Source organism: Streptomyces sp. NPDC015242 (assembly GCF_043079125.1).
Taxonomy (GTDB): Bacteria; Actinomycetota; Actinomycetes; order Streptomycetales; family Streptomycetaceae; genus Streptomyces.
The window spans coordinates 49,442-73,790 of record NZ_JBIBUF010000002.1 but is presented as its reverse complement, the minus strand read 5'-3'; the positions used below and the strand labels follow the sequence as shown (position 1 = coordinate 73,790).

15 protein-coding genes and 1 pseudogene are annotated in these 24,349 nt (G+C 73.3%); 12 read left to right on the top strand and 4 right to left on the bottom strand.

Annotated features, from left to right (window positions below):
- The first annotated feature begins 17 nt into the window (after nt 1-17).
- Both ACF07N_RS05755 and ACF07N_RS05750 read left to right on the top strand, forming a co-directional pair.
- Nucleotides 18-1,436 carry an NAD(P)/FAD-dependent oxidoreductase gene (locus tag ACF07N_RS05755; RefSeq protein WP_392108927.1) on the top strand — a complete coding sequence of 473 codons (1,419 nt, stop codon included), beginning with the start codon at nt 18-20 and terminating at the stop codon, nt 1,434-1,436.
- A 157-nt stretch (nt 1,437-1,593) separates the two neighbouring features.
- Nucleotides 1,594-2,049 (top strand): hypothetical protein, encoded by a 456-nt coding sequence (locus ACF07N_RS05750; protein WP_383325901.1) that lies wholly within the window; start codon nt 1,594-1,596, stop codon nt 2,047-2,049.
- On the opposite strand, the gene ACF07N_RS05745 is transcribed toward ACF07N_RS05750, so the two are convergent.
- Nucleotides 2,046-2,726, bottom strand: coding sequence for a phosphatase PAP2 family protein (locus tag ACF07N_RS05745; protein ID WP_392108924.1), 681 nt, complete (start codon nt 2,724-2,726; stop codon nt 2,046-2,048). The genes ACF07N_RS05750 and ACF07N_RS05745 overlap by 4 nt on opposite strands.
- 72 nt (nt 2,727-2,798) lie before the next feature.
- On the opposite strand from ACF07N_RS05745, the gene ACF07N_RS05740 reads away from it, so the two are divergent.
- Nucleotides 2,799-3,401, top strand: a complete 603-nt coding sequence (locus tag ACF07N_RS05740) for a DinB family protein (protein WP_392108921.1) — start codon at nt 2,799-2,801, stop codon at nt 3,399-3,401.
- A 26-nt stretch (nt 3,402-3,427) separates the two neighbouring features.
- Here ACF07N_RS05740 and ACF07N_RS05735 read toward each other — a convergent pair.
- Nucleotides 3,428-3,642 (bottom strand): annotated as a pseudogene (locus ACF07N_RS05735) (phosphoesterase); the annotation flags it as partial.
- 163 nt (nt 3,643-3,805) lie between these two features.
- Nucleotides 3,806-5,140, bottom strand: coding sequence for a 4-aminobutyrate--2-oxoglutarate transaminase (gene gabT, locus ACF07N_RS05730; protein WP_392108918.1), 1,335 nt, complete (start codon nt 5,138-5,140; stop codon nt 3,806-3,808).
- Nucleotides 5,141-5,397: 257 nt separating this feature from the next.
- Here gabT and ACF07N_RS05725 point away from each other — a divergent pair, with 257 nt between their 5' ends.
- From ACF07N_RS05725 to ACF07N_RS05715, 3 genes are all read left to right on the top strand, one after another.
- On the top strand, nt 5,398-7,530 hold the full coding sequence (locus tag ACF07N_RS05725; protein ID WP_392108915.1) for an ATP-binding protein: 2,133 nt from the start codon (nt 5,398-5,400) through the stop codon (nt 7,528-7,530).
- Between the two features lie 132 nt (nt 7,531-7,662).
- Nucleotides 7,663-9,336, top strand: a complete 1,674-nt coding sequence (locus ACF07N_RS05720) for a PucR family transcriptional regulator (RefSeq protein ID WP_392108912.1) — start codon at nt 7,663-7,665, stop codon at nt 9,334-9,336.
- A gap of 121 nt (nt 9,337-9,457) precedes the next feature.
- Entirely contained in the window at nt 9,458-10,903 is a 1,446-nt protein-coding gene (locus ACF07N_RS05715; RefSeq protein ID WP_392108909.1) for an aldehyde dehydrogenase family protein, read from the top strand.
- 112 nt (nt 10,904-11,015) lie between these two features.
- On the opposite strand, the gene ACF07N_RS05710 is transcribed toward ACF07N_RS05715, so the two are convergent.
- Nucleotides 11,016-13,853, bottom strand: coding sequence for a glycoside hydrolase family 3 C-terminal domain-containing protein (locus tag ACF07N_RS05710; protein WP_392108907.1), 2,838 nt, complete (start codon nt 13,851-13,853; stop codon nt 11,016-11,018).
- 326 nt (nt 13,854-14,179) lie between these two features.
- Here ACF07N_RS05710 and ACF07N_RS05705 point away from each other — a divergent pair, with 326 nt between their 5' ends.
- The 6 genes from ACF07N_RS05705 (at nt 14,180) to ACF07N_RS05680 (ending at nt 24,329) form a co-directional block, all read left to right on the top strand.
- Nucleotides 14,180-15,871: an extracellular solute-binding protein gene (locus ACF07N_RS05705; protein ID WP_392108904.1), complete on the top strand. Its 1,692-nt coding sequence runs from the start codon at nt 14,180-14,182 to the stop codon at nt 15,869-15,871.
- 27 nt (nt 15,872-15,898) lie between these two features.
- The gene (locus ACF07N_RS05700; protein ID WP_383325926.1) at nt 15,899-16,933 is read left to right on the top strand and encodes an ABC transporter permease; all 1,035 of its coding nucleotides are present in this window, start codon (nt 15,899-15,901) and stop codon (nt 16,931-16,933) included.
- Nucleotides 16,930-17,865, top strand: a complete 936-nt coding sequence (locus ACF07N_RS05695; protein WP_392108900.1) for a carbohydrate ABC transporter permease — start codon at nt 16,930-16,932, stop codon at nt 17,863-17,865. Before ACF07N_RS05700 ends, ACF07N_RS05695 begins: the two co-directional genes overlap by 4 nt.
- Nucleotides 17,866-17,980: 115 nt before the next feature.
- Nucleotides 17,981-20,173 carry a WD40/YVTN/BNR-like repeat-containing protein gene (locus ACF07N_RS05690; protein WP_392108897.1) on the top strand — a complete coding sequence of 731 codons (2,193 nt, stop codon included), beginning with the start codon at nt 17,981-17,983 and terminating at the stop codon, nt 20,171-20,173.
- Nucleotides 20,173-22,140 (top strand): beta-galactosidase, encoded by a 1,968-nt coding sequence (locus ACF07N_RS05685; protein WP_383325935.1) that lies wholly within the window; start codon nt 20,173-20,175, stop codon nt 22,138-22,140. Before ACF07N_RS05690 ends, ACF07N_RS05685 begins: the two co-directional genes overlap by 1 nt.
- Nucleotides 22,137-24,329 (top strand): glycoside hydrolase N-terminal domain-containing protein, encoded by a 2,193-nt coding sequence (locus ACF07N_RS05680; RefSeq protein WP_392108894.1) that lies wholly within the window; start codon nt 22,137-22,139, stop codon nt 24,327-24,329. The genes ACF07N_RS05685 and ACF07N_RS05680 overlap by 4 nt, the downstream gene beginning before the upstream one ends.
- Nucleotides 24,330-24,349 lie beyond the last annotated feature (20 nt).

Sequence of the window (24,349 nt, the reverse complement as noted above, 5' to 3'; positions counted from 1 at the left end):
CGTAGGGAGTTGAAATCATGGCCGCTGGCGCCATGAATCAGTGGACCCGTTCGCTCTCCGACGCCCAGCCGGTCCCGTACTGGCTGGACGACCCCGGCCGGCCCCGCCCCGAACCCGCCCTCACCACCTCCGAGACCTGTGACCTGCTGGTCGTCGGCGGCGGCTACAGCGGACTGTGGACGGCGCTGATCGCCAAGGAACGCGACCCGCGGCGGGACGTGGTGCTGGTGGAGGGCCGCGAGGTGGGCTGGGCCGCCTCGGGCCGCAACGGCGGGTTCTGCGCCGCCTCCCTCACCCACGGCCTGCCCAACGGCCTCGCCCGCTGGCCCGGCGAGATCCACACGCTCCAGCGGCTGGGCGCCCGCAACCTCGACGCCATCGAGGCGGCGGTCGCCCGCCACTCCATCGACTGCGATTTCGAGCGCACCGGCGAGATCGACGTCGCCACGGAGCCCTACCAGGCGCGCGAACTGCGCGCATGGCACGAGGAGACGGTCCGCCGGGGCCTGTCCGAGGGCGTCGAGTACCTGGACGCGGACGCCGTACGGGAGCAGGTGAACTCACCGACCTTCCAGGCGGGGCTCTGGGACCGCACGGGCGTCGCCATGCTGAACCCGGCGAAACTCGCCTGGGGCCTGAAACGGGCGTGCGCCGCCCTCGGCGTCCGCGTCTACGAGCACACCCCCGCGCTGGACCTGAGGCCCTACGGCGCGGGCATGGCCGTCCGCACCCCCTACGGCCGGATCCGCGCCCGCCGGGTCGCCCTCGGCACCAACATCTTCCCGAACCTGGTCCGCCGCGTGCGCTCCTACACCGTCCCGGTCTACGACTACGCCCTGATGACCGAGCCGCTCACCGGCGACCAGCTCGCCTCCATCGGCTGGAAGAACCGCCAGGGCCTCGGCGACAGCGCCAACCAGTTCCACTACTTCCGGCTGTCCGCCGACAACCGGATCCTGTGGGGCGGCTACGACGCGATCTACCCCTACGGCGGACGCGTCCGCGCCGAGTACGACGACCGCCCCGAGACCTACGCCAAGCTCGCCGGGCACTTCTTCACCTGCTTCCCGCAGCTGGAGGGCGTCCGCTTCTCCCACGCCTGGGGCGGAGCCATCGACACCTGCTCCCGCTTCTCGGCGTTCTTCGGCACGGCCCACCAGGGCAAGGTGGCCTACGCGGCCGGGTACACGGGCCTCGGCGTCGGGGCCACCCGGTTCGGCGCCGAGGTGATGCTGGACCTGCTGGCGGGGGAGCGCACCGAGCGGACCGCACTGGAGATGGTCCGCAGGAAGCCCCTGCCGTTCCCGCCCGAGCCGTTCGCCTGGACGGGCATCGCCCTCACCAAGTGGTCACTGGCCCGCGCGGACGCCCGGGACGGCCGGCGCAACCTGTGGCTGCGGACGATGGACCGGCTGGGGCTGGGCTTCGACAGCTGAACGGGCCCCCTGTGCGGGTGTGAGCCGGTTCACTCCAACGAGAGGCCGGAACCCGCGTAATGACCCCGGCGGACCCCCTTCTCCCTCGTGACGCCCTCGGGACGCGCCGCGCGTCCGCGAGAACCACGCGCTTCACGGAGAGAAGGGGGTCCTCCTCATGACAGGGGCCAAGACGGCGGTCGAGTGGCTCGCATCCGTCGCACCCGATCCCGAGGCCTGCCGCTGGGAGTGGGAGCGCAACCCGCTCGGGGTCGCGCTGCTGCCCGCCGGCAGTGCCTGGGACGTGCTCATCCTGCCCGGCGAGCTCGGCTACGCCACGCTCGACGTGCTCAGCCGCGTCCTCGACCGGCCGGGGCCCGTGCTCGTCGACTTCGGCGACGCGCGGATGGGGTTCTTCGTACCGCCGGGCACCGCGGCCCGCTGGCTCGGCACGGGCATCCGCACGGCGGGCGCCGGCACCTGGATCGTCGTGCCGTACCCGGGCCGCTCCTCACCCGGCGGCGTTCGCTGGCTGGTCCCGCCGGACGGCTCGGGACTGCTCACGGACCCCGCCCTGCTGGAACTGGCGATGCACGAGGCGGCGGCGGGGCTGGCGACGGAGAACGGTGACTAGGCGCTGCCCGGCGGACGGCCCGGGCGCGCCGTCCGCCGCCGCAGGAAGAGCCACAGCCCCGTCAGCAGCACCGCGCACAGACACCAGCTGCCCACCACGTCAAGCGGCCAGTGGTAGCCGCGGCGGACCAGGCCGTAGCTCACGGCGAGCACGAGGGCCGCGCAGACGGTGACGAGTGCGCGGCGGGCGAGGGCGGTGCGCAGCCCGGGCAGCAGGAGCAGGGTCGCGCCGCCGTAGGCGACGGCGGCCGTGGCGGTGTGACCGGAGGGGTAGTAGCCGGTGCCCGAGGGGACGACCGGCGGGCCCGGGCGGTCGGTGAGTTCCTTCAGCGGGACCACCAGTGCCGGAACCAGCGCCATGAGCAGGGCGGCGGCGGCCACCGGCAGCCACCAGCGGCCGGTGCCGTCCCGGCGGCCGCGTACGGCGGCGTAGCCGAGGGCGGCGGCCAGGACCGGGACGGCGACGCCCACGTTGCCGAGGTCCGACAGCAGTTCGGAGAACCGGTCGGGGTTGAGCAGCACCCGGCTCAGGCGCGCGTCGAGCCGCAGCAGCGGGCCGTCGGCGACGACCTGCCAGGTGATGAGCGCGAACAGCAGGGCGGGAAGGCCGAGCAGCAGGACCAGGGCGCCGGGGTGTGCGCGGGAGGGGGCGTGTTCCCGCTGCGCAGAGATCGGCATGGGGCACAGCTTTCCACGAGCGCGGACGCCCGCGAGCGCGCCCTGTCAGTGCCGGGTGCGACACTGCCCGGCATGACCGCATCGAACGCGAAGGCGGACCTCCTGCGCTACCTGCAGGAGGCCCGGGACGCGCTGCTCTGGAAGCTCGAAGGGCTCTCCGAGTACGACGCCCGCCGCCCGCTCACCCCGACCGGGACCAACCTCCTCGGGCTGGTCAAGCACGTCGCGGGGGTGGAGCTCGGATACCTCGGCGACACCTTCGGACGGCCGTACTTCGAGACGGAACCGCCACCGCCGTGGTGGTACACGCGGGACCCCGGGCCCAACGCGGACATGTGGGCCACCCCGGACGAGTCACGCGAGCAGATCACGGAGCTCTACCGGCAGGCGTGGCGGCACTCGGACCGGACGGTCGAGGCGCTCGCCCTGGACGCGACCGGGCAGGTGCCGTGGTGGCCCGAGGAGCGGCGGGAGGTGACGCTGCACCACGTGCTGGTGCGGGTGATCTCCGACACGCAGCGGCACGCCGGACACGCGGACATCGTGCGCGAGCTCATCGACGGGAGCGCCGGCCACATCCCGGCCGGGGACAGCCTGCCGGAGGGCGACCCGGCCTGGTGGGACCGGTACCGGGACCGGCTGGAGCGGTCCGCGCGGGAGGCCTCGGACGGCTGAGCGGCGGGGAGAGCGGAGAAGGAGGTCGGCCGCCCCGGAACAGGGGGGGTGGTTCCGGGGCGGCCGCTGGACCGGAACGTCGCGCGCCCCGGGGGGTTTGGGGCGGGCGACCGTCCGATCGGTGAGGAGATCCAGAGCCTCAGGCTCCGGTTGTGTGCGCGAGGGCACGACCAGGTCGAAGCTGGGGAGGCCCCGGCCTGATGTCACCCACAGTCCCCTGTGGGCGGGGTGTATCTCTCATCTGGGTAGAACCTACGACAGGGGCAGGGCTCAGGACAGGCCGTGGGGCGCCCTGTCATCCACCCCGCACACCTTCTTCACACGCTCTGCCGCTCGCCGCCCCGGTGACGGAACCGGGGCGGCTCACCTGCCCCGGCGAGGGCTCAGATGCGCGCGGCGCGGGGTCAGATGCGGGCGAAGCCCTGCTCGATGATGTCGAGGCCCTCGTTCAGCAGGTCCTCGCCGATCACCAGCGGGGGCAGGAAGCGGAGGACGTTGCCGTAGGTGCCACAGGTCAGGACCAGCAGGCCCTCCTGGTGGCAGGCCTTGGCGAGGGCGGCGGTCGCCTCCGGGTTCGGCTCCTTGGTGGCGCGGTCCTTGACCAGCTCGATGGCGATCATCGCGCCGCGGCCGCGCACGTCGCCGATGATGTCGAACTTCTCCTGCATGGCCGAAAGGCGCGCCTTCATCACGGCCTCGATGGACTTGGCCCGGGCGTTGAGGTCGAGTTCCCTCATGGTCTCGATCGCGCCGAGCGCACCCGCGCAGGCGACGGGGTTGCCGCCGTAGGTGCCGCCCAGGCCGCCCGCGTGCGCGGCGTCCATGATCTCGGCACGCCCGGTCACGGCCGCGAGCGGCAGCCCGCCCGCGATGCCCTTGGCGGTCGTGATCAGGTCCGGGACGATCCCCTCGTCCTCGCACGCGAACCACTGGCCCGTGCGGCAGAAGCCGGACTGGATCTCGTCGGCGACGAAGACGATGCCGTGGTCGGAGGCGAACTCGCGGATCGCCGGCAGGAAGCCCTTGGCCGGCTCGATGAAGCCGCCCTCACCGAGGACCGGCTCGATGATGACCGCGGCGACGTTCTCGGCGCCGACCTGCTTGCTGATCTGGTCGATCGCCTGGGCGGCGGCCTCGGGGCCGGCGTTCTCGGGGCCGGTCGGCCAGCGGTAGCCGTAGGCCACGGGCACCCGGTAGACCTCGGGCGCGAACGGGCCGAAGCCGTGCTTGTACGGCATGTTCTTGGCGGTGAGCGCCATCGTCAGGTTGGTGCGCCCGTGGTAGCCGTGGTCGAACACGACGACGGCCTGCCGCTTGGTGTAGGCGCGGGCGATCTTCACGGCGTTCTCGACGGCCTCGGCGCCGGAGTTGAACAGCGCGCTCTTCTTGGCGTGGTCACCCGGGGTCAGCTCGGCGAGCGCCTCGGCGACCTCGACGTACCCCTCGTACGGCGTGACCATGAAACAGGTGTGGGTGAAGTCGGCGAGCTGGGCCGACGCCCGGCGCACGACGGCCTCGGCGGAGGCGCCGACGGACGTCACGGCGATGCCGGAGCCGAAGTCGATCAGACGGTTGCCGTCGACGTCCTCGATGATCCCGCCGCCCGCGCGCGCGGTGAACACGGGCAGCACGGAGCCGACACCCTGCGCGACCGCGGCGGTACGGCGGGCCTGCAGCTCCTGCGACTTCGGGCCGGGGATGGCGGTGACGACGCGACGCTCCTGCGGCAGTGCGCTCATGCGGGGCTCCTGGGGGGGGTGGTGCGGACGGACCTGTACGGACACTGTGACTTCTTTTCCCGCAGGCTAGGGCGGGGGGAGGGGAGTGGGCATGCTCCATGTGGGCGTTGTCGGCGCCGCGGCTTGTCCGGGGTGGACATGGCACTCCCGGCCACCCGTGCCCACGACGCGGCCGTGCAATCGGTGAACTCCCCAGGGGAGGGCGTTAGATTGACTCGCTGATGGTGGACGGCGCGGCTGGTCAGGGGGCAAGAGGGATGGACAGCGACGGGACGCAGGAGGCCCGGGGCACGCACGCGAACCCGGTGCCGCGTCCGGCGGGGCCGCCGGAGGTGCCCGCGATGCCTCCCCGGCCGCCCCTGGCACCGGCGGCGCCACCGCCGCCGGACGGCTCGGCCTTCCTCGCGTGGCTGCGCACGCCGCGCCCGGAGGCCGCGCCGGGCGTGTGGCGGTTCGGGCACCGGCCCCGCCCCGCGGAGGAGCCCGACATCACGCCCACCCGTCAGTTGCTGAGCGGGGCGGTGATCGCCTTCCTCGTGGGGTGGCTGATCTGGTCGCTGCTGCAGAACGGGTACCTCGGCAACTGGTGGTGGGTGCCCTTCGACCTGATCGTCCCCGACGCCTGGCGCGGCGCCGACAGCGACCTCGGCGAGACGGGCACGTTCATGGTCTACCGGGGGTACGAGCTGCTCGTCGCCCTGGCGATCATGGTCGGGGTGGCCCGGCTCGGCCGCTGGGGCGAGATCTGGCGCCGCTTCGTCGCCCCGCGTTTCCGCCGGCCCGAGGCGCCGGTGGACCCCACGGCACCCCAGGACGACCCGGCCCAGTGGAACGAGCTGCGCGCCGCCGGTGCCGTCGACGCCGCCGAGCGGCTCGCGGCCGACGCCCGGTCCGGCCTCATGCGGGACGTCGACCACGCCCGGATCCAGCGGGCCTGGCAGGGCGTGCGCACCGGACGGCACAGCCTCGCCACCTTCAGCGGCGCGGTCCTGAAGGACGGCGCCGCCGCCTGCCTCCACCCCTCCGGCGCTCGCGACCTGCCCGCCCGGCTGGCCCGTCACGACCTCCTCACCGGGCAGGTGAGGCTGGGGCTCAGCGCCGACGACCCCCGCAACCCGTACGCCTACCGCGGTGCCGGCCTGGCCCTCGGCCCCGAGCTGCTGGGGACCTCCCTGCTCGCCGTCGGCCCTGCCGGATCAGGCAAGACCGGGGCCGTCGTGCGGCCGGTCGCCGAGTCGTTGTGCCTGCACGCGCTGGCCGGGCGGGCCGCCGTGGTGGTGGTCGGGGCGGCCGGGGCCGGGCTCGGACCCGCCGACGCCTACGACGTCGTCGTACGCATCGGCAACCAGGACTCCGCGTACGACCTCGATCTGTACGGCGGCAGCAGTGACCCGGACGAGGCCGCCGCGGTGCTCGCCGAGGGGCTGGTCGGGGACCTCGCCGACCCGCATCCGGGCAGCGACAGCCGGCGTTCGACCACCGTGCTGGCGCAGCTGCTCGGCCCGTTCCGCGCCGTGCACGGGCGTTTCCCCTCCGTTCCGGAGCTGCGGCAGCTGCTGGACGGGGCGCCGGGGCCGTTCGCCGCGCTGCGGCAGGAGCTGGCGGAGTCCGGGCAGGAGTCGCTGCTGCGGGAGCTCGACGCCAGGGAGCGGCAGATGGGGCAGCCCGGCGACGTCGGCGGGGTGCTCGCCGACCGGGTCGCGCTGCTCGACCGGCCGGCCTTCGCCGGGTTCTTCGACACCTCCGGGCAGTCCCGGCCCTTCACGCTCAAGGCACTCGACCATCCGGTGCGGGTCCGTATCGACCTGCCCGAGCGGGGGCACGCCGACGCTTCCCGGATGCTCGCGCGGCTGGTGCTCGCGCAGTTCACGGCCAGTGTCGCCGTGCGCGAGGACCGGTCGCTGTTCGCCTGCCTGGTGCTCGACGACGCGACCGGCGTGATCACGCCCGAGGCCGTGCGCGGCATCCAGCGGCTGCGGTCCGGGAACGCCGGCGCGGTGCTGACCCTGCGGACGCTGGACGACGTGGCCCGGCCCCTGCGCGGGCCGCTGCTCGGCGCCACGGGCTGCCGGATGGCGCTGTCGGGGCTCACGCCCTGGGACGGTCAGGACTTCGCCGAGGTGTGGGGCAAGGAGTGGACCGAGGCCCGCGACGTGACCGACCGGCAGATCATCGCCGAGACCCCGGCGGGCAAGGCCCTGCACGCGGTCCGGCGGGTGATCACCGGCAAGGCGCCGACCGCCCGGGCGGTGACCGTGCGGCAGGTCGAGCGCGAGCGCTGGTCCGCCTCCGAGCTGGCCCATGCGGTTCCGGCCGGGCACGCGGTGCTGTCGCTCACCACCGTGCAGGGCGAGCACGCGCCTCCCCTGCTGGTGAACCTCCGGGCCTGAGATCGTCACCGGCTGTGCACCGGCGCGGTACGCGGAGACCGTACGGTGAGGCAGAATCGTCACAGGTCGTTCATACGCGGCGGCCAAAAGAGCACAACGATCACACAGCCCTGACGCAGACCTGAAGGCCTCATGCCCCCGACGCTCGCCTCGCTCGTCCACCACTCCGCGCTGAAGCTGACCGTGCGGGCGGGCGGGGACCGCCTCGACGTGCCGGTCCGCTGGGCGCACGTCAGCGAGCTCGCCGACCCCGTGCCCTACATGGAGGGCGGGGAGCTGCTGCTGATCACCGCGCTCAAGCTGGACGCCGAGGACCCGGAGGCCATGCGGCGCTACGTACGGCGACTGGCCGGCGCCGGTGTGGTGGGGCTCGGCTTCGCCGTCGGTGTCAACTACGAGGAGATCCCCGAGGCGCTCGTCGACGCGGCCGAGGAGGAGGGCCTGCCGCTGCTGGAGGTGCCGCGCCGCACCCCGTTCCTCGCCATCAGCAAGGCCGTGTCCGCCGCGATCGCCGCCGACCAGTACAAGGCCGTCACCGCCGGCTTCGCCGCCCAGCGCGAGCTGACCCGGCAGGCGCAGAGCGGCGGGCCGGAGGGGCTGCTGGCGGCGCTGGCCGCCCAGGTCGACGGCTGGGCGGCGCTGTACGACGCGTCGGGTGCCGTCGTCGCCGCGGCCCCCGAGTGGGCGGGGCGGCGGGCGGCACGGCTCACCGGTGACGTGCAGCGGCTGCGCGACCGCCCCGCGCCGGCCTCGTCGGTGGTCGGCGGGCCGGAGAACGAGGACCGGGTCGAACTGCACACCGTCGGGACCGGACGGCGGCCCCGCGCGGCCCTCGCCGTGGGCACGGCCGCCACCCTGGGCACCGCCGAGCGGTACGCCGTCCACTCGGCGATCGCCCTGCTGACCCTGACCACCGAGCGCTCCCGGTCCCTCCAGGCGGCCGAGCAGCGCGTCGGCGCGGCGGTGCTGCGCATGCTGCTGGCCGGGGAGCCGGACCACGCGCGCGCGGTCGCCGGAGACCTGTACGGCGGGCTGCTGGACGCGCCGTTCCGGATGATGGTCGCCGAGCGCGTGCCGGTGTCGGCCTCGGCGGCGCTGGCCCGTGCCGAGGCCCGGCCGGGCGCACCCGCCCTCGACCGGCCCTCGGCCGCCGCCCTCGCCGCGGCCGGCCCGGGCGGCGATCCCCTCGCGGCGCTCGCCGACGTCGTGGAGTCCGCCGCGGCCCGGGCGGGCGAGGCCGTGCTGGTCGTGCCGGAGGGGGAGCGGCTGGTGGTGCTGGCCGCGGACGGCGGTGCCGCGGCGGCGGCCTGCGCCGCGTACGCCGCCGCCCTGGAGACGGGCAGGGCCGGACCGCGCGAGAAGGTGCCGGGCGGCGAGGAGGACGAACTGGTCGTGGGCCTGTCGGCCCCGGCCGGGCCCATTGCCGCCTCCGCCGCGTACAAGCAGGCCGAGCAGGCCCTGTCGGTGGCCCGGCGGCGCGGGCGGGTGCTGGTGGAGCACGAGCAGATGGCGGCCGGGTCCGTGCTCCCGCTGCTCGCGGACGACGCCGTACGGGCGTTCGCCGACGGCATGCTGCGCCCGCTGTACGAGCACGACGCCACCGGCCGCGGCGATCTGGTCGCCTCCCTGCGCGCCTGGCTGTCCAAGCACGGCCAGTGGGACGCGGCGGCGGCCGAGCTCGGTGTCCACCGGCACACCCTGCGCTACCGCATGCGCCGCGTGGAGGAGATCCTCGGCCGTTCCCTGGACGACCCGGACGTGCGCATGGAGCTCTGGCTGGCTCTCAAGGCGACCCACTCCGACTAGCCAAACCGTAGTGTCCGCGGCTTCCACTGCTACGCGCCGGACAAACGCTGTTCGGCCGCTGCGCCCCTACCGTTGGTCCGTAGCTCAGGATCACCCCCAACGCCGAAGGGCCGGAACGAACATGACCTCCACCCACGCCTTCTGGCTCGCCGGCCGCCAGGCCACCGGCGAGGACACCTTCGACGTCACCTCCCCGTGGGACGGGCGGGTCGTCGGCAAGGTCAGCGTGCCGACGGACGCGCAGGTCGAGGAGGCCGTGGCCGCCGCGTACGCCGTGCGCGACGAGTTCGCCGCCACCCCGGCGCATGTCCGCGCCGCCGCCCTCGACCACGTCAGCCGCCGCCTCGCCGAGCGCACCGAGGAGATCGCGCGGCTGATCTCCGCCGAGAACGGCAAGCCCATGAAGTGGGCGCGCGGCGAGGTCGGCCGGGCCGTGTCCGTGTTCCGGTTCGCGGCCGAGGAGGCCCGGCGGTTCAACGGCGGCGAGGCCCAGCGCCTCGACACCGACCTCGGCGGCCAGGGCCGGCTCGCCTTCACGCGCCGCTTCCCCAAGGGCGTCGTGCTGGGCATCGCCCCGTTCAACTTCCCGCTGAACCTCTGCGCCCACAAGGTCGCCCCGGCCATCGCCGCCGGCGCCCCGATCATCCTCAAGCCGGCCCCGGCCACCCCGCTGTCCGGCCTGATCATCGGCGACCTGCTCGCCGAGACCGAGCTGCCCGCCGGCTCCTGGAGCATCCTGCCGGTCGCCAACGACAAGATGCCCGCGCTGGTGCAGGACGAGCGCCTGCCCGTGATCTCCTTCACCGGCTCCGAGAAGGTCGGCTACGCGATCATGGACTCGGTGCCGCGCAAGCACTGCACCCTGGAGCTGGGCGGCAACGGCGCGGCCGTCGTCCTGGCCGACTGGGCGAGCGACGAGGACCTGGACCGGGCGGCGAACCGCATCGCCACCTTCTCCAACTACCAGGGCGGCCAGTCCTGCATCTCCGTCCAGCGCGTCATCGCCGACGCCTCGGTGTACGACCGGCTGCTGCCGCGCATCGTCGCCGCCGTCGAGGCCCAGGTCACCGGCGACCCGAGTGACGACGCCACCGACGTCGGCCCGCTGGTCAGCGAGGACGCCGCCCAGCGCGTCGAGAAGTGGGTCCAGGAGGCCGTCGACGCCGGGGCCCGGCTGCTCACCGGCGGCAAGCGCGACGGCGCCACCTACGCGCCGACCGTCCTGGCCGAGGTCCCGGCCGATGTGACGATCTCCTGCGAGGAGGTCTTCGGGCCGGTCCTCACCGTGCAGAAGGTGGACGGCGAGGCGGCGGCCTTCGCCGCCGTCAACGACTCCAAGTACGGCCTCCAGGCGGGCGTGTTCACGCACGACCTGCAGACCGCCTTCCGCGCCCACCGGGCCCTGGAGGTCGGCGGCGTGGTCATCGGGGACGTGCCGTCCTACCGCGCCGACCAGATGCCGTACGGCGGCGTGAAGCAGTCCGGCGTGGGCCGCGAGGGCGTGCGCTTCGCCATGGAGGACTACACCTACGAGCGCGTGATGGTCCTGACCGGCATCACCCTCTAGCCTCCGCCCCCTGGCTCATGGGAACCATTTTCATATAGGCTCCGCGAAGGGGCCCGGCACCGATGCCTTCCGGTGCCGGGCCCCTTCTGTGCGCCGGCCTGTGTCCGGACCCTCAACCGGAGAAGCCGGCGTGCGCGAGCCGCAGCGGGCCGCGCAGCCCGAGGTGCAGGTCGTGGACGCCCGCGGCGGCGACGGCGGCCACGAGCGGGACGTAGTCGTACGGGCCCGCGGTGGGCACCGCGGTCGACAGCACCGCGAGCACCGGGCCGCCGTCCAGGGACAGCTCGACGGTGCCCGAGCCGGACACCAGGAGCGTCACCCCGGAGACGCCGCTGCCGAAGTCGCAGGCGCGGTAGACCAGTTCGCCGCCGGCCGGATCCGCCGGCGTCACGGCGTCGCCCGACACCTTCGTCCGGTCGACGATCTCGATGCCGCGCTGCTCGTCGAAGGAGGCCGCGTCCACGCCGTCGCTGACCACCGGGCGCGGCAGGGCCGGCTCGCCGGGCAGCGTGACGGTCGTCCGCAGCCGGATGTCCTCGCTGGACGCCCCCGCCAGCAGTTCGTACGCGCCCGGCTCCACCCGCCACCGCCCCCGGGCCACGTCCCAGAAGGCGAAGGCGGACAGCGGGACGTCGAAGGCCGCCTCCGCCGACTGCCCCGGGGCGAGCGTGATCCGCCGGTGGTCCAGCAGCTCGCGGCGCGGACGGGGGACGGCGGGACCGAGGGCCCGCAGGTACACCTGGGCGACCTCGTCGGCGGTGACCTCGCCGGTGTTGGTGACGGAGAAGGAGACGCGCACCGACCCGTCCCCCACCCGGGCGGTGAGGCCGTCGTAGGAGAACGCGGCGTAGGACAGGCCGTGCCCGAAGGGGAACAGGGGCGTGCCCTCGAAGTAGAGATACGTCTGGCGGCTGCCGATCACGTCGTAGTCGAGCAGGTCCGGCAGGTCGGCGTCGGAGGCGTACCAGGTCTGCGGGAGCCGGCCGCCGGGGGAGACGTCGCCGGCCAGGACCCGGGCCAGGGCGGTGCCGGCCGCCTGGCCGCCGTGCGCGGTCCACAGCACCGCCGGCAGGTCCGCCGGGTCGACGGCGTAGGGGTAGGCGGAGACCAGGGCCAGCACGGTGGCCGGGTTCGCCGCGCGGGCCGCGCGCAAGAGCCGCTGCTGGTGTTCCGGCAGGCGCAGCGTCGTACGGTCCTCGGTCTCCCGGCCGTTGAGGTGCGGGTCGTTGCCCGCGACCACCACGACCACGTCGGCCGCCGCGGCGACGCGCGCCACCGCCTCCTCGCCGCGCTCGGTCACGACCAGCTCGAAGACCTCCGGTTCCCCGTCGGCAACCTTCACGCCGCCGGCGGAGACACAGACGTGGCGACCCGTTCCCAGGTGCTTGAGGAGGTGCCCGTCCCCGTGCGGTTCCAGGGTGAAGGTCTCCTGCACGACCCAGCCGCCCGGCTGGTCGGCGGAGGCGCGGACGTACCCGTCCCCGGCGACGGAGAGGTAGCGGCCGTCGGGCGCCCGCAGGGTCAGCACGCCCCCGCCCCAGTCGACGAGCGCCAGTTCGGTGCCGGACGCGTCGGTGGTCAGCGGCGGCAGGTCGGTGCGGCCCGCGAGCAGCGCCGGGTCGAGCGCGCCTTCGGCGCCGCGTACCCCGTCGCCGGTGTCCCCGGCCTCCGGCACGTGCAGGAACGCGCCCGCGGACGTCCGCAGCCGCACGCGGTCCACGCCCTCGGCGAAGTCGACCCGGTCCGCCCCGAACCGCTCGTACAGGCCCTCCAGCGGCGTCGAGCGGTGGATGAGCGTCCCGCTGTACCAGTCGAGCTTGCACTCGTCGGCGAGCAGTCCGGCCACCGCGACGCGGGCGCCGGCGGCCAGCGGCAGCAGCCCGTCGTTCTTCAGCAGCACGATCGCCTGCTCGGCGGCCTCCCGGGCGAGGGCGCGGTGCTCCGGGGTGTCGAACGCGGCCGTCGCCTCGTGCGGGTCGTCGCGGGGGTCGAACTCGCCGAGCCGGAAGCGCACCGAGAGCTGGCGGCGGACGGCCCGGTCGAGGTCCGCCTCCGTCAACAGGCCGCGCTCCAGGGCCCGGCGCAGCCGTCCGGTGATCTGCGAGGAGTCCGTGCCGTGGTCGGTGAAGCTGTCGACGCCCGCGACGAGCGAGGCGGCGGTCGCCTCCTCGTGCGTGTCGAAGTAGTGCTCGGAGTCGACCAGGTTGCTCGGCGCGCCCGCGTCCGAGCAGACCAGCAGCTCCTCGCCGGTCCAGGTGCGCAGGTGCTCGCGCAGATACGGGGAGACGTGGTTGGGGCGGCCGTTGACCAGGTTGTACGCGGGCATCACCCCGGCCACCGCGCCCGCCTCGACGGTGTCCCGGAAGGCCCGCAGGTCGTACTCGTGCAGCACGCGCGGGCGCACCGAGCTCGACGTGGTGGCGCGGTCCGTCTCGTTGTTGTGCGCGAGCCAGTGCTTCAGCACGGGCGCGGTGCGCCAGTACACCGGGTGGTCGCCGCGCAGGCCGTGCGTGTAGGCGGTGGCGATCGCGGAGGTCAGCTTCGGGTCCTCCGAGTAGCCCTCCTCGTTGCGCCCCCACAGCGGGTGGCGCAGCAGGTTGACCGTCGGGGCCCACACGTTGAGGCCGACCCGGTCGTCCTTGGCGCGCATCGCACGGACCTCCCGGGACACCGCGTCGCCGACCCGCCGTACCAGGTCGGTGTTCCAGGTCGCGCCGAGCCCGACGGCCTGCGGGAACACCGTCGCCGGGCCCATCCAGGCGACGCCGTGCAGCGCCTCCTGGCCGGTGCGGAACGCGGCGATGCCGAGCCGCTCGACGGCGGGAGCGAACTGGTGCAGGAAGGAGATCTTCTCGTCCGGGGTGAGCCGCCCCAGCAGGTCGTCGACGCGCTCCGCGAACGGCAGGCGCGGATCGCGGAACGGTTCGGTGGGCGGCGTGTGTGCGGTCACGTGGGGATCCCTTGCACTGGATCGGCGAGGCGCTTTCGAAGCGCTTCGATGCTCAATCGGCAAGCAGTCGCTGTCAAGAGACCGGTGCCATCCCGTCAAGTCGTGCATGAGAAAAGGTCGGCCTCCGAGGTCGGGAGGAAGTTTGGGAACGACTCTTGTGCGCCCTGGGGCGTTCACTTAACCTCGCAGCAACATCGAAGCGCTTCGACTGCGGAACCCCCGGGTGCAGCGGCCGAGAGCGCGCCTCAGCTCAGCCAGTTCCACTCGAGACACCGCAGCCGACGGCCTCCGCCGGGTGTCCTGGTGTGCCATGAAGGGTTGACGCAATGACGCCGAACGCCGCCTCCGCCTCCTCGGGACCGAGCCGGAGAAGTTTCCTCGCCTCCACGGCGGTCGCCACCGCAGCGGTCGCGGGCGGGATGCCCCTGCTCGCCGCGTGCGGCGGATCGGACAGCGGATCGCGGGACGGCACCACCTCGGGCAAGGACGCCGAGAAGATCCTGCCCGCCTTCGTGGCCAGCAACGTGGTGAAGCCGGACATCCCGTCGAAGAACGGCTCGGCCGCCGGCTTCACCGGCAAGCTGGACCTCGCCACCCTCAAGACGTCCGTGCCGAAGAAGCTCGGCAAGGGCGGCAAGGTCACCGTCATGGCACCGTTCTGGGGCTCGCCGCCGAAGCAGGGCAACGCCTACTACACGGCGATGAACGACCTGATCGGCGTCGACGTCGTCTGGCAGAACCAGGACGGCAACACCTACGACCAGAAGCTCGGCGCGGTCCTCGCCTCCAGCGACGTCCCGGACGTGGTGGTCGTCCCCGGCTGGAACATGGGCGGCAAGATACCCAGCGCCATCATCAGCAAGTTCGCCGACCTCGGCCCCTACCTGTCCGGGGACGAGGTCAAGCGGTACCCGAACCTCGCCGCGATCCCGACCGACGCCTGGCGGCGCTCCATCTTCGGCGGCAAGCTGCGCGGCCTGCCCATGCCGGCGCCGTCCGCCCCCTCCATGGTGCCCCTGTACCGGCAGGACATCTTCGAGAAGGAGGGCTACGAAGTCCCCAAGTCCTGCGACGAGTTCATGGAGCTGGCCAAGGAGATCACCAACGCCCGGGCCAGGCGGTGGGCCTGCCTGGACATGAAGTGGACCGCCTTCCAGGCCTTCGGTGTGCTCTCCGGCAGCGAGAAGCCGCTCGGCTGGAACCTCGTCGACGGCAAGCTGATCAACCGCATCGAGACCGAGGAGTTCCTCGAGGCGCTGGAGTGGTCCCGCAAGCTCTTCGCCGCCGGGGTCGTCCACCCCGACTCCAAGATGGGCAAGAACGCCCCCGACGCCGGCCCGAAGTTCGCGGCGGGCGAGTTCCTGATCTACCCCAACAACATCTCCCAGTGGTGGGGCCGCACCGCCGAACAGGCCACCCAGAACCCGGACTTCAAGATCTGGGGCATGGACGTCTGGGGCCACGACGGAGGCGACCCCGTCCTGTGGGCCGATCAGCCCGCCGGCATCTTCGCCTTCGTCAACAAGAAGGCCTCCGAGTCGGTCGTGCGCGACGTGCTGGCCGTCGCCAACGTCACCGCGGCGCCGTACGGCACCAAGGAGTACATGATGACCAACTACGGCGTCGAAGGCACCCACTACACCGTCAAGGACGGCGTCCCCGTCAAGACCGACAAGGGCAACATCGAGGTGATGAACGCCTACGTCATGGTCGCGTCCCCCGCCGCGACCCTCGCGCACCCCGACTTCCCCGAGGTCGCCAGGGGCCAGGTCGAGTGGCAGCAGCGGATGGGCGCGTTCACCAGGAAGTCCGCCTTCTGGGGCATGCAGATCACCGAGCCCGCCCGGTACACCAACCTCACCAACGACGTCGAGCAGCTGGAGGACGACATCGTCCGCGGCCGCAAGAAGATCGGCGACATGCAGCAGTTCGTCTCCGACTGGAAGAGCAAGGGCGGCGACAAGCTCCGCGACTGGTACCGGAAGCTCCTCGACGAGAACGGCTCGGCGGCGAGCTGACCCGGCCCTGAGGCAAGGAGAACAGCCGTGTCGCACAGCACGGTGCCTCGGAGCGGTACCGAGGCCGCAACGCCCCGGAAGACCCCGGTGGCCTCCGCCGGCGCCACCGGTTCCCCCAAGAAACCGCCCGAGGGCAGGCTCAGCCTCCGGCACCGGTTCCGACGCGACCGCGTCCTGGTCCTCATGACCCTGCCGGCCGTCCTGCTGGTGCTGGTCTTCAACTACCTGCCCATCCTCGGCAACGTCGTCGCCTTCCAGGACTACGACCCCTACATCAGCGACAACGGCGTCGTCTCCATCCTGAACAGCCCCTTCGTGGGCATGGAGAACTTCCAGCGGATCGTCGAGGACTCGGCCTTCTGGAACGCCGTCGAGAACACGCTCGTGCTGTTCTTCGTCCAGCTGGTGCTGTTCTTCCCGATCCCGATCCTGCTCGCGCTGCTCATCAACAGCGTGGTCCGGCCCCGCGTGCGGGCCGTCGCGCAGGCGGTGCTCTACCTGCCGCACTTCTTCTCGTGGGTGCTGGTCATCGCCGTCTTCCAGCAGATGTTCGGCGGCGCGGGCATGCTCTCGCAGCTGCTGCGGCAGAACGGGTACGACGGCATCGACATCATGACCAACCCGGACACCTTCGCCTTCCTGCTCACCGCGCAGAGCGTGTGGAAGGACGCCGGGTGGGGGATCATCGTCTTCCTCGCCGCCCTGGCCTCGGTGTCCCAGGACCACTACGAGGCGGCCGCCATGGACGGGGCCGGACGCTGGCGCCGCATGTGGCACGTCACGCTGCCCGCCCTGCGCCCGGTGATCGCGCTCCTGCTGGTGCTGCGCGTCGGTGACGCCCTGACCGTCGGGTTCGAGCAGATCCTGCTGCAACGCGACGCCGTCGGGCCGGGAGCGGGGGAGGTCCTCGACACCTTCGTGTGGTGGAACGGCGTGCGCAACCAGGACTTCGGCTACGCGGCCGCCGCGGGTCTGATCAAGGGCGTGGTCAGCATCGGCCTGGTCCTCGCCGCGAACAAGGTGGCCCATCTCATGGGCGAGCAGGGGGTGTACAAGAAGTGAGCACCGTCGTCGGGAAACCGGTGGACAAGCCGCGCCCGTGGGCCGCACCGCCCCGGCCCGCGTGGGAGGAGGAGCCCTCGAAGGCCGGTCTGGCGGGCAAGGGCATCGCCCTGTCGTTCGCCTGCCTGGCGATCCTCTTCCCCCTGTGGATCGTCATCGTCACCAGCCTCTCCTCACGGAAGACCATCGACGAGGCGGGCGGCCTGGTGCTGGTGCCCGAGGGCATCACCTTCATCGCGTACCGGGAACTGCTCAGCGGCGGCCAGGTCACCCGCGCCGCGGTCATCAGCATCCTCGTCACCCTGGCCGGCACGCTGTTCTCCATGGCGGTGTCCGTGCTGTGCGCCTACGGCCTGTCCCGCAGCGGGTCCCTCGGCCACCGCTGGATCCTGATGACGCTGCTGGCGACCATGTTTTTCAGCGCCGGCCTCATCCCCACGTACCTGCTCGTGCAGTCCCTCGGCCTGACGGACAGTTACCTCGCGCTGGTCCTGCCGAGCGCGGTGAGCGTCTTCAACATCCTGGTGCTGCGCGGCTTCTTCATGGGGATCTCGCAGGAACTCGTCGACAGCGCGCGCATCGACGGTGCCGGGGACTTCCGCATCCTCTGGCAGATCGTCATGCCGCTGTCACGGGCCGTCCTCGCGGTGATCACGCTGTTCTACGCCGTCGGCTACTGGAGCGCCTGGTTCAACGCCTCGCTCTACCTGAACGACCAGGACATGATGCCGTTGCAGAACGTGATGATCCAGCTCGTGCAGAAGCAGGAGGCACCGGTCGGTCTCGGCCAGGCCATCAAGACGGGCCAGCTATCGGGGCTGGCGGTGCAGATGGCGGTCATGGTGATGGCCCTGCTGCCGGTCGCCGTGCTGTCGCCCTTCGTGCAGAGGCACTTCAAGAAGGGGATGCTGACCGGCGCGGTGAAGGGCTGACGCCCCCGGGCCGTCCGTCGCCGTACCGGTGCGGCTCCCGCCGTGGCTGATCGCGCAGTTCCCCGCGCCCCTTCCGGGCGCTTCCCCCCTCCCCCCAGATGCCGAGGTGTGTGTCATGCATGCGTCCAGCCCGAGCAGAAGAACCGTCCTGGCCGGGACCGCCGTCGCCGCGCTCACCGTCCCCTTCCTGCCCGGGCGCGCGCACGCCGCCGTCCCGGCCGCGAGCGGTGCCTACCGCTGGCGCAACGTCGTCCAGGGCGGCACCGGATTCATCACCGGCGTGCTGTTCCACCCGGCCGTGCGCGGCCTCGCCTACGCCCGCACCGACATCGGCGGCGCCTACCGCTGGGAGGACCGGGCCGGCCGCTGGGTGCCGCTCGTCGACCACCTCGGCTGGGACGACTGGAACCTCCTCGGCGTGGAGGCCATGGCCGTCGACCCGGCCCGTCCGGACCGGCTCTACCTCGCCCTCGGCACCTACACCCAGTCCTGGGCCGGCAACGGGGCCGTGCTGCGCTCCGACGACCGCGGCGCGACCTGGCGGCGCACCGACCTCGCCGTGAAGCTGGGGGCCAACGAGGACGGCCGCGGCTGCGGTGAGCGGCTGCTCGTCGACCCGCGCGACAGCGACACGCTGTGGCTCGGCACCCGGCACGACGGGCTGCTCAAGTCGGCCGACCGCGGCGCCACCTGGCAGGCGGTGGACTTCCCCGCCGCACCGAGCGCCACCGGCCAGGGCGTCACGCTCCTGGTCGCGGCGGGCCGCACCGTCTACGCCGGCTGGGGCGACTCCGATGGCACCACCGCGAACCTCTACCGCACCGCCGACGGCACCACCTGGGAGGCCGTCCCCGGACAGCCCACGGGCAGGGCCGCCAAGGTGCCGGTCCGCGCCGCGTACGACCGGCACACGCGCGAGCTGTACGTGACATACGCCGACGCCCCGGGCCCGAACGGCCAGTCCGACGGCAGCGTGCACAAGCTGCGCACGCCCGACGGGAAGTGGACCGACGTCACCCCGGTGCGGCCCGGCGGCACGACGGGCGACGGCGGCACCGACTCCTTCGGGTACGGCGGTGTCGCCGTCGACGCCCGCCGCCCCGGCACGGCCGTCGTCTCCACCAACAACCGCTGGGCGCTGGTCGACACCCTGTACCGCACCACCGACGGCGGCCGCACCTGGACCTCCCTGAAGGACACGGCCGTCCTGGACGTCTCCGAGACGCCGTACCTCGCGTGGGGCGCCGACAAGCCCAAGTTCGGCTGGTGGATCCAGGCCGTCGGCCTCGACCCGTACGACTCGAAGCACATCGTCTTCGGCACCGGCGCCACCCTCTACGGCACCCGCGACCTCACCCACTGGGCCCCGCAGATCCGGGGCCTGGAGGAGGCCTCCGTCCGCCAGCTCCTCTCGCCCCCGGCCGGCGAGGCGCACCTGCTCAGCGGGTCCGGGGACATCGGTGTGATGTACCACGAGCGGCTCACGGCCTCGCCCTCGCGCGGCATGGCGTCGAACCCGGTGTTCGGCACGTCGACGGGTCTGGCGCTGGCCGCCGCCAGGCCCGCGTACGTGGTCCGGGCGGGCTGGGGCGACCACGGCAACGGAGCCCGGTCGGACGACGGCGGCAGGACCTGGGCCCCGTTCGCGTCCCAGCCGGCCGTGGCCGCGAGCGCCCCCGGGCCGATCGCCACCAACGCCGACGGCAGCGTGCTGCTGTGGTCCTTCGGCCCGGGCAACCCCGGTTTCCGCTCGGCGGACGACGGCGGCACGTGGTCCGAGGTCGCCTCCTTCCCCCGGGGTGCCGTCCCGGTCGCCGACCCCGTCGACCCCTCGCGCTTCTACGCCTTCGACACCACCACCGGCACGCTCTTCGCCAGCACCGACGGCGGCCGCACCTTCTCGGCCCGGGCCACCGGTCTCAGCTCGGGGGACACCGAGTTCCAGCTCGCCGCCGCCCCGGGCCGCTCCGGCGACCTGTGGCTCAGCCTGAAGGGGAACGGGCTGTACCGCTCCACCGACGGGGGCGCGACCGTCGGCAGGGTCGGCAGCTGCCGGGCCTCGTACACCCTCGGCTTCGGCAAGGCAGCCGAGGGCGCCTCCTACCCGGCGCTCTACATGGTCGGCTCCACCGGGAGCATCACCGCCGTGTACCGCTCGGACGACGAGGCGAGGACCTGGGTGCGCGTCAACGACGACCGGCACCAGTGGGGCTGGACCGGCGCCGCCATCACCGGCGACCCGCGCGTGTACGGCCGGGTCTACGTCGCCACCAACGGGCGCGGTGTCCAGTACGGGGATCCCGTCTGATGCCCGGCCTGAGCGACGCCACCCGGGGCCGGCTGCTCTTCGGCGGCGACTACAACCCGGAGCAGTGGCCGGAGGAGACCTGGCACGAGGACGTCCGGCTGATGAAGGCCGCCGGGGTCAACTCGGTCACGCTCGGGGTGTTCTCCTGGTCGAAGCTCGAACCGGAGCCCGGGGCGCGCGTGTTCGGCTGGCTGGACACGCTGATGGACCTGATGCACGACAACGGCATCGGCGTCGTCCTCGCCACCCCGACCGCCTCGCCCCCGCCCTGGATGGGCCGGCTGCACCCCGACACCCTGCCCGTCACCGAGGACGGCCGCACCGAGTGGTGGGGCGGCCGGCAGCACTTCTCCCACTCCAGTGCCACCTACCGGCGCTACGCCGCCGCCATCACCGAGGACCTGGCCGCCCGCTACGGCGGCCACCCGGCCCTGACCCTGTGGCACATCAACAACGAGTACTGCACCTACGACTACGGCGACGAGGCCGCGGCCGCCTTCCGGCGCTGGCTGCGCGCCAGGTACCGCACGCTCGACGCCCTCAACGAGGCCTGGGGCACCGCCTTCTGGAGCCAGGGCTACGACACCTGGGACGGCATCCTGCCGCCCCGCCTGCCGCACTACCTGCGCAACCCCGGCCAGGTCCTGGACTTCCGGCGCTTCACCTCCGACATGCTCCTGGAGTGCTTCACCGCCGAGCGGGACATCGTCCGCCGCCACACCCCGCACACCCCGGTCACCAGCAACTTCATGCCGCTGTGGTCCGGACAGGACGCCTGGCGCTGGGCCCGGGAGGAGGACGTCGTCTCCGTCGACCTCTACCCCGACCCGCGCGACCCGCTCGGCGCGCAGAGCGGCGCCCTGGTCCAGGACATGACCCGCTCCCAGGCGCGCGGGCCCTGGATGCTCATGGAGCAGGCGGCCGGGCCGGTCAACTGGCGGGGCGTGAACCACCCCAAGCCCCGCGGCCTGAACCGGCTGTGGTCGCTGCAGGCCGTGGCCCGGGGCGCCGACGCCGTCTGCTACTTCCAGTGGCGGCAGTCCCGGCAGGGCGCCGAGAAGTTCCACTCCGGCATGGTCAGCCACGCGGGGGAGGAGGGCCGGACCTACCAGGAGGTCAAGCGGCTCGGCGCCGATCTGGCCCGGATCGCCCCGGAGGTGGCCGGCCGGCACGTCACGGCGCACATCGCCGTCCTGCACGACTGGCACGCCTGGTGGGCCGGCGACCAGGACGGCCGCCCGTCCCGCCGCGTGCAGTACCCGGACGTCCTGCGAACCTGGCACCGGGCCCTGTGGCAGGCGCACCTGGCCACCGACTTCGCCCACCCGGAGCACGACCTGACGCCGTACGCGGTCGTCGTCGCGCCGCAGCTGTACGCGCTCACCGACACCGCGATCGGCAACCTCCTCGCCTACGTCCGCCAGGGCGGCACCCTCGTCTGCGGCTTCCAGACCGGAGTCGCCGACGAGGACGACCGGATCCGCCCCGGCGGCATGGACGCCCGGCTGCGGGCGCTGTTCGGCATCCGCACGCTGCACGAGTGGTGGCCGCTGGAGGAGGGGGAGACTGCCGCCTGCGAGGGCTTCCATGGCACGCTGTGGTCCGAAGAACTGGAGGGCGACGGCACCGCCGACGAGACCCTGCCCTACCAGGGCGGTGAGCTCGACGGACTGCCCGCCGTGCTGCGCAAGGGCCGGGCCTGGTACGTGTCGACCCTCCCCGAGGAGGGGGCACTGCGCGGCCTGCTGGCCCGGATCGCCGAAGGCGCGGGTGTCCGGCCGGTGCTGGAAGCGCTGCCCGACCAGGTGGAAGCCCTGCGCCGGGGAGAGGTGCTGTTCGTGCTCAACCACGGCCGTGAACCGGTCACCGTCGAGGTGCCCGGGACCCACCACGACCTGCTGACCGGGACCGAGGTCACCGACCGGATCACGCTCGGCCGCCACGGGGCGGCGGTGCTCCGGCCATGACCAGCTCCGCCCCCGTCCACGGCACCTGGGAGCCGCACCCCGCCGGCCGCTGGGAGGACGCCTTCCTCAGCGGCAACGGCCACCACGGCGTCCTCGTGTTCGGTGACCCGAACGCCGAGCGGGTCGTCGTCACTCATCACACCCTCGTGCGGCCCAACGGCCGGAACGCCGCTCCACCACAGCTCGCGGCCGGTCTCGCCGCGCTCCAGGACCGCCTCCTGGCGGGCGACACGAGCGCCGCCGAGAGCTTCACGGACGGCCGCCCGCTGGAATGGGTGCAGCCCTTCCACCCCGCCTTCCAGATCCGTGTGAACCGGCCGCCCGGTGAGCACCCCGGCTACCGCCGGGACGTCGACTTCACCACGGGCGTGGTGAGCGCCACCTGCGAGGGCTGGACCGGGCGGGTCTTCGTCTCCCGCGCCGACGACGTGATCGTCCAGCACGTCACGGGCCCCGCCCTCACCCTCGACATCGACCTGGACCACCGGCTGCCCGGCGCCCCCGCCGGACTCGGGGTCGGCCACGGAGCCGTCCTCACCCCCGAAGGCGCCCTGCTCAGCCTGCGCGCCCGCTACCCGGACAGCGACCGCGCCTGCACCGGCGTCACCCAGGTCACCGTCACCGGCGGCACGACCACCCTGGTGCCCCCGGGCGTGCACATCGAGGGCGCCCGGTCGGTGCTGCTCCTCACCCGGGTGTTCCGGCACACCGGTGACCTCGACGTGGTCGCCGAGGGCCGTGCCCTGCGCGACCTGCCCGGCCACGGCGAACTCCTCGACCGCCACACCGCCCTGCACCGCACCGCCTACGAACGCGTCACCCTCGACCTCGGCGCCGACCCCGCCGAACGCGCCCTGCCCGGCTCCGGGCTGCTCGACCGGCCGGACAGCCCCGCCCTGCTGGAACGCCTCTTCGCCGCCGGCCGCTACCACCTGCTCAGCGCGAGCGGCCTCTTCCCGCCCCGCCTGACCGGACTGTGGACCGGCGACTGGAACACCGCATGGTCGGGCGCCTTCACCCAGGACGCCAACCTCAACCTCCAGACGGCCTCGGCCGCCGCAGCGGCCCTCCCCGAGGTCACCGAGGCCCACGCGCGCCTGGTCCAGCGCCAGTTGCCCGACTGGCGCGACAACGCCGGCGCGATCTTCGGCACCCGCGGCGCCGTCGCCCCCGCCCACACGGACGGCGAGTCGGGCCACTCCTACCACTTCGACCGCGAGTACCCGCTGCACCTGTGGACCGCCGGCGCCGACTGGCTGCTCAAGCCGCTCGTCGACCACGACGAGACCCGGGGCGCCCGCGACCCGCGCACCGCCGCCGCCCTCGCCGAAGTCGCCCTGTTCTACCAGGACTTCCTCACCCGCACCGACGACGACGGCCACCTCGTCGTCGTCCCGTCCTACTCACCCGAGAACCGCCCCGCCAACGCGAGCTGGGGCACGATCAACGCCGCCATGGACCTCTCCGCGGCCCGCCACGCCCTGCGCACGGCCGCCGCCTACCACCCGGGCACCCCGGACGCCGAGCGCTGGAACGCCCTCGCCGACCGGCTCCCGCCGCACCGCGTCAACGCCGACGGGGCGCTGGCCGAATGGGCCTGGCCGGGCCTGGAGGACTCCTACGACCACCGCCACCTCAGCCACCTCTACGGCGTCTGGCCGCTCGACGAGATCACCCCCTACGACACCCCTGCCCTCGCGGCCGCGGCCCTGCGTGCCCTGGAACTGCGCGGCGCCGAGAACGACTCCGCACACGGCCACCTGCACCACGCCCTCGTCGCGGCCCGGCTGCGCGACGGCGACCGTGTCGCACACGCCCTCGGCCGGGTCCTGCACGGCGACTTCTTCCACGCCTCCCTGATGAGCGCCCACTACCCGGGGCGGGACGTCTACAACGCCGACGCGGCGCACACCCTGCCCGCCGTGCTGATCGAGATGCTCGTGCAGTCCACCCCCGGCCGGTTGGTGCTGCTGCCCGCGCTTCCGGCGGACTTCCCCGGCGGAGCGCTGCGCGGCGTGCGCACCCGCTTCGGCGCCGCACTCGACCTCACCTGGAGCCGGGACGGCAGCGCCACCGCCGTGCTCCGGCCGAGCCGCAGTGTCCGCGTCGAACTCAGGACTTCCTCCGGTGGCGAGCCCCTCGACCTCGTCGCCGGAGAAGACCGCGTCCTCACCGTGAGAGCGCGGTGACCCCACCTCCGCGATTCCCC